Raw genomic sequence first — 14,970 nt, 5'->3', positions numbered from 1 at the left:
TGCGTCAAGACCGAAAATGACAAAAGGCGGCACAGGCCGCCTATTGCAGTTATCCACAGGCTTATTTCTTCAGCTTCACCGGGCGTTTCCAGCCTTCGATGTTGCGCTGCTTGGCGCGGCCGACCGCCAGGGCGTGGGCGGGCACGTCCTGGGTGATGGTGGAGCCGGCACCGGTGGTGGCGCCGTCGCCCAGGGTCACCGGGGCGACCAGGGCGCTGTTGGAGCCGATGAAGACGTCCTCGCCCATGACGGTGCGGGACTTGTTGGCGCCGTCGTAGTTGCAGGTGATGGTGCCGGCACCGATGTTGGTGCGCGCGCCGATCTCGGCATCCCCCAGGTAGCTGAGGTGGCCGGCCTTGGCGCCCTCGCCGAGGACGGCGTTCTTGATCTCGACGAAGTTACCCACATGGGCCTTGGCCCCCAGCACCGCACCCGGGCGCAGGCGGGCGAACGGGCCGCAGTCGGCGTCCTCGCCCACTTCGGCGCCATCCAGGTGGCTGTTGGCCTTGACGATGGCGCCACGGCGCAGGGTGCTGTCCTTGATCACGCAGTTGGGGCCGATCTGCACGTTGTCCTCGATCACCACGCGACCTTCGAGGATCACGTTGACGTCGATGAACACGTCGCGGCCGACGGAGGCCTCGCCGCGCAGGTCGAAGCGCGCCGGGTCCAGCAGGGTGACGCCCTGGGCCATGAGGCGGCGGGCGGCGCGCTTCTGGTAGTGGCGCTCGAGCTCGGAAAGCTGGATGCGGTCGTTGGCGCCCTGCACTTCCATGGCGTCCTGGGGCTGCTCGGTGGCGACCACCAGGCCATCGGCCACGGCCATGGCAATGACGTCGGTGAGGTAGTACTCGCCCTGGGCGTTGTTGTTGGAAAGGCGGCCCAGCCAGTCGGCCAGGCGCTTGCCCGGCACGGCGAGGATGCCGGTGTTGCCTTCACGGATGAGACGCTGCTCGGGGCTGGCGTCCTTGTGCTCGACGATGGCCTTCACCACGCCCTGCTCGTCACGCACGATGCGGCCGTAGCCGGTGGGGTCGTCCAGCTCGACGGTGAGCAGCGCGAGTTGCTCGGGGCCGACCTTCTGCAACAGGCGCTCCAGGGTCTCCACTTCGATCAGCGGCACGTCGCCGTAGAGGATCAGCACGCGCTCGGCGCTGAGCTGCGGCAGGGCCTGGGCGACGGCGTGGCCGGTCCCCAGCTGCTCGGCCTGGATCACGAAACCGAGGTCATCCGCTGCCAGTCGTTCCTTCACCGTGTCGGCGCCATGGCCGATCACCACGTGGATGCCCTGGGGCTGCAGCTTGCGCGCGCTGTCGATGACGTGGCCGAGCATGGCCTTGCCGGCGATGGGGTGGAGGACCTTGGGCAGGGCCGAACGCATGCGGGTGCCCTGGCCAGCGGCGAGGATGACGATATCGAGTGACATGGAGGGGAGCTTCCGAGCCTGTGGATAACCGGCACTGCCGGAAAAGAAAAAGGGTAGCCAAGGCTACCCTTTTACTCGCTTGCGATGAAGAGCGCGGGGTTAGCCGCCGAACTTCTTGCGGATCTGCTGGACGGTGCGCAGCTGGGCAGCAGCCTCGGCCAGGCGAGCAGCGGCGGAGGAGTAATCGAACTCCGCACCCTTCTCGTTCAGAGCCTTTTCAGCAGCCCGCAGGGACTCCTGAGCAGCAGCTTCGTCCAGGTCGCCGGCGCGCAGAACGGTGTCGGCCAGGACCTTCACCATGTTCGGCTGCACCTCGAGGAAACCACCGGAGATGTAGTACACCTCCTCCTCGCCACCCTGCTTCACCAAGCGGATCGGGCCCGGCTTGAGGTCGGTGATCAGCGGGGCGTGACCCGGCGCGATACCCAGATCGCCGAGGTTGCCGTGCGCAATCACCATCTCCACCAGACCGGAGAAGATCTCCGCTTCGGCGCTGACGATATCGCAATGGACAGTAATAGCCATACGCTTGCCTCACGTAAGCGCCCGTCGCCGGGCGCCCAGGGGGTTACAGTTTCTTCGCTTTCTCGATGGCTTCTTCGATGCCGCCGACCATGTAGAACGCCTGCTCGGGCAGGTGATCGTAGTCGCCGTTGAGGATGCCTTTGAAGCCAGCGATGGTGTCCTTCAGGGAGACGTACTTGCCGGGCGAACCGGTGAATACTTCAGCCACGAAGAACGGCTGGGACAGGAAGCGCTGGATCTTACGAGCGCGGGATACGAGCTGCTTGTCCGCTTCGGACAGTTCGTCCATACCCAGGATCGCGATGATGTCCTTCAGTTCCTTGTAACGCTGCAGAACGTACTGGACGCCGCGAGCGGTGTCGTAGTGGTCCTGACCGATCACCAGCGGGTCGAGCTGGCGAGAGGTGGAGTCCAGCGGGTCCACGGCCGGGTAGATACCCAGGGACGCGATGTCACGGGACAGAACGACGGTGGCGTCCAGGTGGGCGAAGGTGGTCGCCGGGGACGGGTCGGTCAGGTCGTCCGCAGGAACGTATACGGCCTGGATCGAGGTGATCGAACCGGTCTTGGTAGAGGTGATGCGCTCTTGCAGAACGCCCATTTCCTCAGCCAGGGTCGGCTGGTAACCCACAGCGGACGGCATACGACCCAGCAGCGCGGACACTTCGGTACCGGCCAGGGTGTAGCGGTAGATGTTGTCCACGAACAGCAGAACGTCACGGCCTTCGTCACGGAACTTCTCGGCCATGGTCAGGCCGGTCAGTGCAACGCGCAGACGGTTGCCCGGCGGCTCGTTCATCTGGCCGTATACCAGGGCCACTTTGTCCAGAACGTTGGAGTCCTTCATCTCGTGGTAGAAGTCGTTGCCCTCACGGGTACGCTCACCCACACCGGCGAACACGGAATAACCGCTGTGCTCGATGGCGATGTTACGGATCAGTTCCATCATGTTTACGGTCTTGCCGACACCGGCGCCACCGAACAGACCGACCTTGCCGCCCTTGGCGAACGGGCAAACCAGGTCGATGACCTTGATACCGGTTTCCAGCAGCTCGTTGGAGCCAGCCTGCTCGGCATAGGACGGAGCAGCGCGGTGGATTTCCCACTGCTCTTCTTCGCCAATGGGGCCGGCTTCGTCGATCGGGTTGCCCAGCACGTCCATGATCCGGCCGAGGGTCGCTTTGCCCACCGGTACGGAAATGGCCTTGCCAGTGCTGGCGACGTCCAGGCCACGTTTCAGGCCTTCGGTCGAACCCATCGCAATGGTACGTACCACGCCGTCGCCCAGCTGCTGCTGAACTTCGAGGGTGGTTTCAGCGCCTTGAACTTTCAGCGCCTCGTAGACGTTCGGCACCTGGTCACGCGGGAATTCCACGTCGATGACGGCGCCGATGATTTGAACGATACGTCCGCTACTCATCATTTGGTCCTCTGAATATTTGAACCGTTCTTAAACCGCGGCAGCGCCGCCGACGATTTCCGAGATCTCTTGGGTGATCGCAGCCTGACGGGCCTTGTTGTAGACCAGCTGAAGTTCGCTGATCAGGTCACCGGCGTTGTCAGTGGCGTTCTTCATCGCGATCATCCGCGCCGCTTGTTCGGCTGCGTTGTTCTCGACGACCGCCTGGTACACCTGCGACTCCACGTAGCGCACCATCAGGCCGTCCAGCAGCTCTTTGGCGTCGGGTTCGTAGAGATAGTCCCAGTGGTGCTTGAGATCCTGGTCGGCATCTGCCACCAGCGGAACCAACTGCTCCACGGTGGGCTTCTGGGTCATGGTGTTGATGAACTTGTTGGAAACCACCGAGAGACGGTCGATACGACCTTCCAGGTAGGCATCCAGCATCACCTTGACGCTGCCGATCAGGTCGTTGATCGAAGGCTCTTCGCCGAGTTGGCTGATGGCTGCGACGACGTTGCCGCCGAAGTTGCGGAAGAATGCCGCACCCTTGCTGCCGATCACGCAGAGATCGATCTCCACGCCCTTCTCGCGGTTCGCCGACATGTCCTTGACCAGGGCCTTGAATAGGTTGGTGTTCAAGCCACCGCACAGACCACGGTCACTGCTCACCACGACATAACCGACGCGCTTGATTTCGCGCTCGATCATGAACGGGTGGCGGTATTCCGGGTTGGCGTTGGCCAGATGACCAATCACCTGACGGATACGCTCCGCATAGGGACGGCTGGCAGCCATGCGCATTTGAGCCCTGCGCATCTTGCTGACGGCCACCTTTTCCATGGCGCTGGTGATCTTTTGCGTGCTTTTGATGCTCGCAATCTTGCTGCGAATCTCTTTTGCGCCTGCCATTTGACACCTATCGGGTTAGCAAGCGGGCGTCTTGCGACGCCCGCTGCGGCTTACCAGGTTTGGGTGGCTTTGAACTTCTCGATACCGGCTTTGAGACCAGCGTCGATTTCGTCGTTGAAGTCACCCTTCTCGTTGATCTTCGCCAGCAGAGCGGCGTGATCCCGGTTGAAGTAGGCAATCAGGGCCTGCTCGAAGGCGCCGACTTTGGCGACTTCGACGTCCTGCAGGAAGCCACGTTCGGCCGCGTACAGGCTCAGCGACATGTCAGCGATCGACATGGGCGCGTACTGCTTCTGCTTCATCAGCTCGGTAACGCGTTGACCGTGTTCCAGCTGCTTGCGGGTCGCTTCGTCCAGGTCAGAGGCGAACTGGGCGAAAGCCGCCAGTTCACGGTACTGGGCCAGGGCGGTACGGATGCCACCGGACAGCTTCTTGACGATCTTGGTCTGGGCTGCACCACCTACGCGGGATACCGAGATACCGGCGTTGACGGCCGGACGGATACCCGAGTTGAACATGGCGGATTCCAGGAAGATCTGACCGTCGGTGATGGAGATCACGTTGGTCGGAACGAATGCGGAAACGTCACCGGCCTGGGTTTCGATGATCGGCAGAGCGGTCAGGGAACCGGTCTTGCCAGTCACGGCGCCATTGGTGAACTTCTCGACGTACTCTTCGGAAACGCGGGAAGCGCGCTCCAGCAGACGGCTGTGGAGATAGAACACGTCGCCCGGGTAGGCTTCGCGGCCCGGCGGGCGGCGCAGCAGCAGGGAGATCTGGCGGTAGGCAACGGCTTGCTTGGACAGATCGTCATAAACGATCAGCGCGTCTTCGCCGCGGTCGCGGAAGTACTCGCCCATGGTGCAGCCGGCGTACGGTGCGATGAACTGCAGCGCAGCAGATTCGGAAGCCGAGGCAGCCACCACGATGGTGTTGGCCAGGGCGCCGTTCTCTTCCAGCTTGCGCACGACGTTGGCGATGGTCGATTGCTTCTGACCGATGGCAACGTAGACGCAGCGGATGCCGCTGTTCTTCTGGTTGATGATGGCGTCGACCGCGAGGGCGGTCTTGCCGATCTGACGGTCACCGATGATCAGCTCGCGCTGGCCACGGCCTACCGGGATCATGGCGTCGACGGACTTGTAACCGGTCTGTACCGGCTGGTCGACCGACTTACGCCAGATCACGCCCGGCGCAACCTTCTCGACAGCGTCGGTAGCGACGTTGTTCAGAGGGCCTTTGCCGTCGATCGGGTTGCCCAGGGCATCGACCACGCGACCCAGCAGTTCCGGACCAACCGGTACTTCCAGGATGCGGCCGGTGCACTTGGCGCTCATGCCTTCGGCGAGGGTCAGGTAGCTACCCAGTACCACGGCACCCACGGAGTCTTGTTCCAGGTTCAGCGCCATACCATAGACGCCACCGGGGAACTCGATCATCTCGCCGTACATCGCGTCGGCCAGACCGTGAATACGCACGATACCGTCGGATACGCTGACGATGGTGCCTTCGTTACGGGCTTGGGAGGACACGTCGAGTTTCTCGATGCGCCCCTTGATGATTTCACTAATTTCGGACGGATTGAGTTGCTGCATTGCTCTGCTGCCCCTTCAAACTCAGGATTTCAACGCTTCGGCCAGTTTCGCGAGCTTGCCGCGAACCGAGCCATCGATAACCAGGTCGCCGGCACGGATGACGACGCCGCCTATCAGGCTGGCATCCTCCGCGGCGTGCAGGCGCACTTCCCGGCTGAGCCGTGCGCTGAGAACCTTGGCGAGTTTGTCTTGCTGTTCTGTGTTCAATGCAAAGGCACTGGTGACTTCCACGTCGATCGACTTCTCCTGCTCGGCCTTGTACAGCTCGAACAGTTCGGCGATTTCCGGCAGCAGCACGAGGCGGCTGTTCTCGGAGAGCACGTGGATGAAATTGCTTACCGATGCATCGAACTTCTCACCAACCACCTCGACAAAGGTGTTGGCTTTTTCTTCGCTCGTCAGACGCGGGGCTTTGAGCACCTGCTGCATGGTGGTGTCCTGGGACACCGCAGCGGCCAGGCCTAGCATGGCCGACCAGGCGGCCAGCTGCTGATGGGCCTGGGCGTACTCGAAAGCAGCCTTGGCGTAAGGTCGGGCCAGCGTGGTCAGTTCTGCCATGATCGCCCTCGCTTAGATTTCGGCGGCCAGTTTGTTAACCAGCTCCGCGTGCGCGTTTTGATCGATAGTGGCACCCAGGATCTTCTCGGCACCGCCGACGGCCAGGCTACCCAGTTGGGCGCGCAGCGCGTCTTTGACGCTGTTCAGTTCCTGTTCGATCTCGGCCTGAGCCTGCGCCTTGAGGCGCTCGCCTTCTACACGGGCCTGATCGCGAGCTTCGTCGACGATCTGGGTACCGCGTTTCTTGGCTTGCTCGATGATTTCAGCTGCCTGAGTCTTGGCTTCGCGCAGTTGCTGGGCCACTTTTTCGTGGGCCAGCTCCAGGTCACGAGCCGCGCGGTTGGCAGCGTCCAGGCCGTCGGCAATCTTCTTCTGACGGTCGCGCAGTGCCGTGATGACCGGAGGCCACACGAACTTCATGCAGAACAGTACAAAAATGAAGAACGCGACGGACTGGCCGATCAGGGTTGCATTAATGTTCACGCCAACACCTCGCTCGTTCGTTGTCAGTCCAATCCTCTAGAAAGAGGATTATTGGGCTACCTGAGCAATGAACGGGTTAGCGAAGGTGAAGAACAGAGCGATACCAACGCCGATCATGGTCACGGCGTCCAGCAGGCCGGCGACGATGAACATTTTGACCTGCAGCATCGGGACCATTTCCGGCTGGCGAGCGGCGCCTTCCAGGAACTTGCCACCCAGCAGACCGAAGCCGATAGCGGTACCCAGGGCACCCAGGCCAATCAGCAGAGCTACGGCGATCGCAGTGAGACCTACTACAGTTTCCATTTTTCCTCCCGACTTTATGTCGTGTTGGTTAAGGTTTAAGTGAAGCGGTAAAACGAAATCGTCTTCTTTCCAGCTGCCCTTTCGGGCATTCCCGCGCTGGTTGGCGCGGGACCATCTCGAACCTCATCCCTCATCCGCCCTTCGGGCGCCTTCCCCCGAGGGAGAAGGACATCAGGGACGAGCTGCGTTCTTAATGGTTGTCTTCGTGCGCCATCGACAGGTAGACGATGGTCAGCATCATGAAGATGAAGGCCTGCAGGGTGATGATCAGGATGTGGAACACAGCCCACGCCCACTGCAGTGCGATACCCAGGCCGCTGAGCAGGATCATGCCGGCGCCGAACATCACGGCGATCAGGATGAACACCAGCTCGCCGGCGTACATGTTGCCGAACAGACGCAGGGCCAGGGAGATCGGCTTGGCCACCAGGGTCACGAACTCGAGCAGGAAGTTCACGGGGATCAGCAGGATCTGAACGAAGATGTTCTTGCTGCCGAAGGGGTGCAGGGTCAGCTCGCCGACGAAGCCGCCGATGCCCTTGACCTTGATGCTGTAGAAGATGATCAGCGCGAACACCGACAGGGCCATGCCCAGGGTGGCGTTCGGGTCGGTGGTCGGTACGGCACGGAAGAACAGGTGCTCGTTACCGGTGATCTTCGCCGCCAGGACCGGAATCCAGTCGACCGGAACCAGGTCGATGGCGTTCATCAGGAAGATCCAGACGAAGATGGTCAGTGCCAGGGGGGCGATCAGCGGGTTACGGCCGTGGAAGGTGTCCTTCACGCTGCCGTCGACGAAGTCGACCATGACTTCGACCAGGTTCTGCAGGCCACCGGGAATGCCGGAGGTGGCTTTGCGGGCCGCCATGCGGAACAGGATCACGAACAGCAGGCCTACGGCGATGGACCAGCCCAGGGTGTCCACGTGGAAAGCCCAGAAGCCCATTTCCTTGGCTTGCTCGGCGGTGTGGGCGAAGCCCCATTCGCCGGACGGCAGTTTACCGAAAGTCAGGTTTTGCAGGTGGTGCTGGATATAGCCCGAAGCGGTTTGCTCTGCCATGTTTGCCTCAAACGCCCTAAGGTTTCGAAAATCTTGTTCTCATTAACAGGGGAGCGAACCAGCTGACCGCCTGGGTCAGCAGGAAGACACCGAATACCGCCAGTGCTTCCAGGGGTTTCACGCCTGCGAACGTCAGTGCGAAGAGCACCGCCGTCAGAATCATCTTGCCCATCTCGCCGGCATAAAAAGACCGGACTATCGCCTGAGCCGCGCGCGCTCCACTGAAACGGAACGCCTTGTGGGCGAAATACAGGTTCGGCACCCACGCGATCAGGCCGCCGCACAAACCAGAGTAACCAGCTACACCATCGCGCCATAGCCAAAGAACGACAGCGGCGATCAGCAACACGACCAGTTGGACCAGCAGCACCGGGAATACCGGAAGGCGATGGAAGGGCAGGCGGTTTTGCATGCGTAGATCCATCGCAGCGGGTCCTCTGAGTCGGCGCCTCGAATCAATAACTTGGCATAGTTTGTGCCGACAAAATTGCGCGCAGAGTATAGGGGTGGAATACCCCCTATTCAACTGCCGGGTAGTGAATTCCGACCGCGCGCTACATGGTCAAATGTTTCAGCGAATGTGAGCCAGAACGCCTTGCAACTCGTCGAGGGAGTTGTAGCGGATGACCAGCTGACCTTTGCCTTTCTGGCCGTGTTTTATCTGCACCGGAGCGCCCAGCCGCTCAGCGAGGCGCTGTTCGAGGCGACTGATGTCCGGATCGGCCTTGACCGGTTCGACAGCTTTGTCCTTGCCACTCAGCCATTGCCGCACCAGTGCCTCGGTTTGGCGCACGGTCAGGCCTCGTGCGACAACATGTCGCGCCCCTTCGACCTGCTGTTCGGCCGGCAGACCGAGCAGGGCACGGGCATGGCCCATTTCCAGGTCACCGTGGGAAAGCAGGGTCTTGATCTCCTCGGGGAGGGCGATCAGACGCAGCAGGTTGGTGATGGTCACCCGCGATTTGCCGACGGCCTCGGCGACCTGCTGCTGGGTCAGCTGGAACTCCTGCTGCAAGCGCTGCAGGGCAACGGCTTCCTCGATGGGATTGAGGTCTTCGCGCTGGATGTTCTCGATCAGCGCCATGGCGATGGCGGCTTCATCCGGCACTTCGCGCACCAGGGCGGGGATCCGATCCAGGCCGGCCTGGTGGCTGGCACGCCAGCGACGTTCACCGGCGATGATCTCGAAGCGACCACCGTCGATGGGACGCACCACGATGGGTTGCATGACGCCCTGGGCACGGATCGACTGCGCCAGCTCTTCGAGGGCGGTCGGGTCCATGTCGCGGCGGGGTTGGTATTTGCCGCGCTGGATCAGCTCCAGGGGCAGGTTCTGCAGTTCGCGGGTGTCGGCCTTGGCGGCCTCCTCCTGCAGTACGGTCGCGGTGTTTCCGCCCAGCAGGGCGTCCAGGCCACGGCCCAGACCTCTTTTCTTCGCTGCCATGCGGTTTCCTTATGCAGTAGCGGTTTTGGCGTTCGCACGCTGGCGGCGAACCAGCTCGCCAGCCAGCGCCAGGTAGGCGAGGGCGCCACGGGATTGCTTGTCGTAGACCAGTGCCGGCATGCCGAAGCTGGGGGCCTCGGCGAGACGGACGTTACGCGGGATGACGGCGTCGTAGAGCTTGTCGCCGAAATGCTCCTTGAGCTGCGCGGTGACGTCGTTGGTGAGACTGATGCGCGGGTCGTACATGGTGCGCAGCAGGCCTTCGATCTTCAGGCTCGGATTGAGCAGCTGGCCAATGCGCTGGATGCTGTTGACCAGGTCCGACAACCCCTCCAGCGCGTAGTACTCGCACTGCATGGGGATGATCACGCCATCGGCGGCGACCAGGGCGTTGATGGTCAGCATGTTCAGCGACGGCGGGCAGTCGATGAGGATGTAGTCGTAGTTCTCGCGGATCGGCGCCAGCGCATAGCGCAGGCGGCTTTCCTTCATCTTCATTTCCAGCAGGGCGACTTCCGCGGCGGTGAGGTCGCGGTTGGCCGGCAGCAGCTGGTAGCCGCCGTGCTCGGAGAATTGCATGGCTTCGGCCAGGTCGCATTCACCGATCAGCACGTCGTAGATGGAGTTTTCCAGGGCGTGCTTGTCGATGCCGCTGCCCATGGTGGCGTTGCCCTGGGGATCGAGGTCGATCAGCAGCACGCGGCGCTTGGTCGCAACCAGCGATGCCGCCAGGTTGATGCAGGTGGTGGTCTTGCCCACTCCACCTTTCTGGTTGGCGATCGCGAATACCTTAGCCATGGCTGCCTTTCCCCCTTATTCCGTGCGGCGCAGTATCAGCAGATGGCGTTGACCTTGGCAACCGGGAACCGCCAGGGCGTGCTCCGCATCAAGGCGGAAGTCCGCAGGCAGTGCAACCAGCTCGTCGGTGGGGTGCAGGCCCTTCATCGCCAGCCAGTGGGTTTCGCCATCGCCCAGGTGACGGGTCCAGTTGGCGAAGTCCTCCAGCGAGCTGAAGGCACGGGAAATGATGCCGGCGAACGGGCGCTCAGGCTGCACGGCTTCGACCCGGCTGTGGATAACTTCGAGGTTGTCCAGCTTGAGCTCCAGCTTCACCTGGGTGAGGAAGCGGGTCTTCTTGCCGTTGGAGTCGAGCAGGGTGAAACGGCGTTCGGGGAACAGGATCGCCAGGGGAATGCCGGGCATGCCGCCACCGCTGCCGACATCGAGCCAGCTGTCGCCCAGTGCGGCCACATATGGCACCACGCTGAGGCTGTCGAGCAGGTGGCGCGAAACCATTTCGTCCGGGTCACGCACCGCGGTCAGGTTATAGGCCTTGTTCCACTTGATCAGCAATGCCAGGTAGCCGAGCAGTAGCTCGTGCTGCCGGGGGGAAAGTTCGACGGCGAGCTGCTGGGCGCCACGGGACAGTTCGTCGGCGTGGCGGGAGGTGACGTGCGACATCAGGCGCTCTGCTCCAGCTGGCGACCGGCGCCGCGTTTCTTCAGGTGGATCAGCAGCAGCGAAATGGCCGCCGGCGTAACGCCGGGGATGCGCGAAGCCTGGCCGAGGGTTTCCGGGCGGCCCTGGCCGAGCTTGTGCTGGATCTCCTTGGACAGGCCGGAGATGGTCGCGTAGTCGAGGTCGGCAGGCAGGCGCGTGTCTTCGCTGGCGCGCAGGCGGGCGATCTCGTCCTGCTGGCGGTCGATGTAGCCGGCGTACTTGGTCTTGATCTCCACCTGTTCGGCGACCTGCGGGTCTTCGGCGCCGTTGCCGGTCACTTCCACCAGGCCGACATAGTCGATCTCCGGGCGGCTGAGCAGGTTGAGCAGGTTGTATTCATGGGTCAGCGGCGTGCCGAAGCGCTCGGCGATGGCGTCGCCCTGGGGCGTACCGGGACGCACCCAGGTGCTTTTAAGGCGCTGCTCTTCCAGGGCGATGCCTTCGCGCTTGGCTTCGAACGCCGCCCAGCGGCGATCGTCCACCAGGCCGAGCTCGCGGCCTTTTTCAGTCAGGCGCAGGTCGGCGTTGTCTTCCCGCAGGATCAACCGGTACTCGGCACGCGAGGTGAACATGCGGTACGGCTCCTGGGTGCCCAGGGTGATCAGGTCGTCGACCAGCACGCCGATATAGGCCTCATCGCGACGCGGGCACCAGGCTTCCTTGCCCTGGGCGCGCAGCGCGGCGTTGGCGCCGGCGAGCAGGCCCTGGGCACCGGCTTCTTCATAACCGGTGGTGCCGTTGATCTGGCCGGCGAAGAACAGCCCGCCGATGACCTTGGTCTCCAGGCTGTACTTGAGGTCGCGCGGGTCGAAGTAGTCGTACTCGATGGCGTAGCCCGGACGCACGATGTGGGCGTTCTCCATGCCGCGGATGGAGCGGACGATGTCCAACTGCACATCGAAGGGCAACGAGGTGGAGATGCCGTTGGGGTACAGCTCGTGGGTGGTCAGGCCTTCCGGCTCGAGGAACACCTGGTGGCTGTCCTTGTCGGCGAAGCGGTGGATCTTGTCTTCGATGGACGGGCAGTAGCGCGGGCCGACGCCTTCGATCACACCGGAGTACATCGGCGAGCGATCGAGGTTGCTGGCGATGATCTCGTGGGTGCGCGCGTTGGTGTGGGTGATCCAGCAGCTGACTTGGCGCGGGTGCTGTTCCTTGTTGCCAAGGAAGGACATCACCGGGATCGGCGTATCACCGGGCTGTTCGGTCATCACCGAAAAATCCACCGAACGACCATCGATGCGCGGCGGGGTACCGGTCTTCAGTCGGCCGACACGCAGGGGCAGTTCGCGCATGCGCTTGGCCAGGGCGTTGGACGGCGGGTCGCCGGCACGGCCACCTGAATAATTCTGCAGCCCGATGTGGATAAGTCCGCCGAGGAAGGTACCGGTGGTCAGCACCACGGAATCCGCGTGGAAGCGAAGGCCCATCTGGGTCACAACGCCTTTCACCTGATCGTTTTCCACAATCAGGTCATCGCAGGCCTGCTGGAATATCCACAGGTTGGGTTGGTTCTCGAGAATCTCGCGGATGGCCGCCTTGTACAGCACGCGGTCGGCCTGGGCGCGGGTAGCACGCACGGCGGGGCCCTTGCGGCTGTTGAGCACACGGAACTGAATGCCGCCGAGGTCGGTGGCAGTCGCCATCGCGCCGCCGAGGGCGTCGATTTCCTTGACCAGGTGGCTTTTGCCGATGCCGCCGATAGCGGGGTTGCAGCTCATCTGGCCGAGCGTTTCGACGTTGTGCGTCAGCAGCAGGGTTTTCACCCCCATGCGCGCAGCTGCCAATGCAGCCTCGGTGCCGGCATGGCCGCCGCCGATAACGATCACGTCAAAACGGGAAGGGAAATCCACCACGCACCTCGTGCCTGTTCTGTAAATGGGGAAATAGGGAAGGCGCCAAGTATAGGGACTTCCCCCCCGTGAATGAAGCCTTTTGCACAAAAAATAGCCAACCGTTCGGTGTACTCCCCTTTCGCCTGTCCACATCCTGTTCGACCGGCTTTGGCTTCCCGGGCTTCGGGGCTAATAGATAAGAAGAGAGAAAGAATTCTTATAGAGCTTGTTCATTGTTTATATGAATGGTGAACGGCTTTTTTGTGGATAAGTGCCTCAAGACCATAAAGGCCGCTGGCTGCAGAGAATGATAAGCCTGTGCTGAACCTGGCGGTTTCCTCCGGGTAAGCCGTGCACCCCCTGTGGATGGAATGGGTACTTATGCACAGGGCGGTTATGCCCCCGGTTATCCTCAGGCTTATCGACGGGGTTCAGGACTAGTTATCAACAGGGTTTATTTGCCTCTGGATAAGTCGGCGGGCATAAAAAAGCCACCCGAAGGTGGCTCGTTCCATCAGCGGAAAACCGCTACTTGCCGATGCAGAAGCTGGAGAAGATACGACCCAGCAGGTCGTCCGAGCTAAAGGCGCCGGTTATCTCCCCCAGTGCCTGTTGAGCATGGCGCAGGTCCTCCGCCAGCAGTTCACCCGCCCCGGCCAGGGTGAGTTGCGAGCGACCATGTTCAAGATAGCTGCTGGCCTGGCGCAGGGCTTCCAGGTGGCGCCGACGCGCGCTGAAGCTGCTTTCGGCGGTCTGCTCGTAACCCATGCAGGCCTTGAGGTGCTCGCGCAGCAGCTCCAGACCCTCTCCTGAACGGGCGGAGAGATTCAGCGTGACGTGGCCATCGGCGCTGGTCTGCAGGTCGACGGCGTCGCCCGACAGGTCCGCCTTGTTGCGGATCAGGGTGACCTTGGCCGGGTCGGGGCGGCTGTCGAGGAACTCGGGCCAGAGGGCGAAGGGATCGGCGCTTTCCGCTGCTGTGGCGTCGACCACCAGGAGGACGCGGTCCGCTTCCTCGATGGCCTTGAGGGCGCGCTCTACGCCGATCTTTTCCACATGGTCATCGGTATCCCGCAGGCCTGCAGTATCCACAACGTGCAACGGCATGCCGTCGATGTGGATATGTTCGCGCAGTACATCCCGCGTGGTGCCCGCGATCTCGGTGACGATGGCGGCTTCACGGCCTGCCAGGGCGTTGAGCAGGCTGGATTTGCCGGCATTGGGCCGCCCGGCGATGACCACCGTCATGCCTTCCCGCAGCAGTGCGCCCTGGCCAGCTTCACGCAAGACTGTGGATAAGTTATCCCGAACGCCATCCAGCAGTCCCAGGACATGGCCATCGGCGAGGAAGTCGATTTCCTCCTCCGGGAAGTCGATGGCGGCTTCTACATAGATGCGCAGCTGGATGAGCCTTTCCGTGAGCCCTTGTACGCGACGGGAGAATTCACCCTGCAGGGAGCGCAGGGCGTTGCGCGCGGCCTGCTCGGAGCTGGCCTCGATCAGGTCGGCGATGGCCTCCGCCTGGGCCAGGTCGAGCTTGTCGTTGAGGAACGCACGTTCGCTGAACTCGCCCGGGCGGGCCTGGCGCGCGCCCAGCTCCAGACAGCGGCGCAACAGCAGGTCGAGGACCACGGGGCCGCCATGGCCTTGCAGTTCGAGCACGTCCTCGCCTGTGAATGAGTTGGGGCCGGGGAAATAGAGTGACAGGCCTTCGTCCAGGGTGTCGCCGGCAGCATCCCGGAAGGGGCCGTAATGGGCATGGCGGGGCTTGAGCTGGCGACCGGCGATGGCCTGGGCGATACGCGATGCCTGTGGGCCGGAGACCCGGACGATGCCGACGCCGCCACGGCCCTGGGCGGTGGCGACGGCGGCGATGGTTTCACGCACAGCGTTCATGGCTGGCTCCCGGAAGGTCACTGAATGGCGG

15 protein-coding genes are annotated in these 14,970 nt (G+C 62.5%); all 15 read right to left on the bottom strand.

Annotated features, from left to right (window positions below; translation table 11 throughout):
* Positions 1–61 precede the first annotated feature (61 nt).
* The 15 genes from glmU to mnmE all read right to left on the bottom strand — a co-directional run bounded on the left by glmU (position 62) and on the right by mnmE (position 14,939).
* A complete protein-coding gene (gene glmU, locus RTW82_RS03675) occupies positions 62–1,426 on the bottom strand; it encodes a bifunctional UDP-N-acetylglucosamine diphosphorylase/glucosamine-1-phosphate N-acetyltransferase GlmU (protein WP_316924269.1) in 1,365 nt (454 codons plus the stop codon).
* A 99-nt stretch (positions 1,427–1,525) separates the two neighbouring features.
* Positions 1,526–1,951 carry a F0F1 ATP synthase subunit epsilon gene (locus RTW82_RS03670; RefSeq protein ID WP_021217152.1) on the bottom strand — a complete coding sequence of 142 codons (426 nt, stop codon included), beginning with the start codon at positions 1,949–1,951 and terminating at the stop codon, positions 1,526–1,528.
* 43 nt (positions 1,952–1,994) lie between these two features.
* Positions 1,995–3,371 carry a F0F1 ATP synthase subunit beta gene (gene atpD / locus RTW82_RS03665; protein WP_021217151.1) on the bottom strand — a complete coding sequence of 459 codons (1,377 nt, stop codon included), beginning with the start codon at positions 3,369–3,371 and terminating at the stop codon, positions 1,995–1,997.
* A 30-nt stretch (positions 3,372–3,401) separates the two neighbouring features.
* Positions 3,402–4,262 (bottom strand): F0F1 ATP synthase subunit gamma, encoded by an 861-nt coding sequence (gene atpG / locus RTW82_RS03660; protein WP_021217150.1) that lies wholly within the window; start codon positions 4,260–4,262, stop codon positions 3,402–3,404.
* A gap of 50 nt (positions 4,263–4,312) precedes the next feature.
* Complete coding sequence (gene atpA / locus RTW82_RS03655) at positions 4,313–5,857, bottom strand: F0F1 ATP synthase subunit alpha (RefSeq protein WP_021217149.1); 1,545 nt, start codon at positions 5,855–5,857, stop codon at positions 4,313–4,315.
* A gap of 21 nt (positions 5,858–5,878) precedes the next feature.
* Positions 5,879–6,415, bottom strand: coding sequence for a F0F1 ATP synthase subunit delta (locus tag RTW82_RS03650; protein ID WP_021217148.1), 537 nt, complete (start codon positions 6,413–6,415; stop codon positions 5,879–5,881).
* Between the two features lie 12 nt (positions 6,416–6,427).
* Positions 6,428–6,898 (bottom strand): F0F1 ATP synthase subunit B, encoded by a 471-nt coding sequence (locus RTW82_RS03645; RefSeq protein WP_021217147.1) that lies wholly within the window; start codon positions 6,896–6,898, stop codon positions 6,428–6,430.
* Positions 6,899–6,946: 48 nt separating this feature from the next.
* Positions 6,947–7,204, bottom strand: a complete 258-nt coding sequence (gene atpE, locus RTW82_RS03640) for a F0F1 ATP synthase subunit C (RefSeq protein WP_003457994.1) — start codon at positions 7,202–7,204, stop codon at positions 6,947–6,949.
* 190 nt (positions 7,205–7,394) lie between these two features.
* Positions 7,395–8,264: a F0F1 ATP synthase subunit A gene (gene atpB, locus RTW82_RS03635; RefSeq protein WP_021217146.1), complete on the bottom strand. Its 870-nt coding sequence runs from the start codon at positions 8,262–8,264 to the stop codon at positions 7,395–7,397.
* A 16-nt stretch (positions 8,265–8,280) separates the two neighbouring features.
* Positions 8,281–8,688 (bottom strand): F0F1 ATP synthase subunit I, encoded by a 408-nt coding sequence (locus RTW82_RS03630; RefSeq protein WP_316924268.1) that lies wholly within the window; start codon positions 8,686–8,688, stop codon positions 8,281–8,283.
* A 147-nt stretch (positions 8,689–8,835) separates the two neighbouring features.
* Entirely contained in the window at positions 8,836–9,708 is an 873-nt protein-coding gene (locus tag RTW82_RS03625; protein WP_021217144.1) for a ParB/RepB/Spo0J family partition protein, read from the bottom strand.
* Between the two features lie 9 nt (positions 9,709–9,717).
* Positions 9,718–10,506: a ParA family protein gene (locus tag RTW82_RS03620; protein ID WP_021217143.1), complete on the bottom strand. Its 789-nt coding sequence runs from the start codon at positions 10,504–10,506 to the stop codon at positions 9,718–9,720.
* 15 nt (positions 10,507–10,521) lie between these two features.
* On the bottom strand, positions 10,522–11,169 hold the full coding sequence (gene rsmG, locus RTW82_RS03615) for a 16S rRNA (guanine(527)-N(7))-methyltransferase RsmG (RefSeq protein ID WP_021217142.1): 648 nt from the start codon (positions 11,167–11,169) through the stop codon (positions 10,522–10,524).
* Positions 11,169–13,061 carry a tRNA uridine-5-carboxymethylaminomethyl(34) synthesis enzyme MnmG gene (gene mnmG / locus RTW82_RS03610; protein WP_316924267.1) on the bottom strand — a complete coding sequence of 631 codons (1,893 nt, stop codon included), beginning with the start codon at positions 13,059–13,061 and terminating at the stop codon, positions 11,169–11,171. The genes rsmG and mnmG overlap by 1 nt, the downstream gene beginning before the upstream one ends.
* 510 nt (positions 13,062–13,571) lie before the next feature.
* A complete protein-coding gene (gene mnmE / locus RTW82_RS03605) occupies positions 13,572–14,939 on the bottom strand; it encodes a tRNA uridine-5-carboxymethylaminomethyl(34) synthesis GTPase MnmE (protein ID WP_316924266.1) in 1,368 nt (455 codons plus the stop codon).
* Positions 14,940–14,970: the final 31 nt, after the last annotated feature.

This window comes from Pseudomonas sp. zfem005 (genome assembly GCF_032621735.1).
Lineage (GTDB): Bacteria > Pseudomonadota > Gammaproteobacteria > Pseudomonadales > Pseudomonadaceae > Metapseudomonas > Metapseudomonas solani.
The sequence above is the reverse complement of the archived record's forward strand: the minus strand, read 5'-3'. Positions and strand labels throughout refer to the sequence as shown.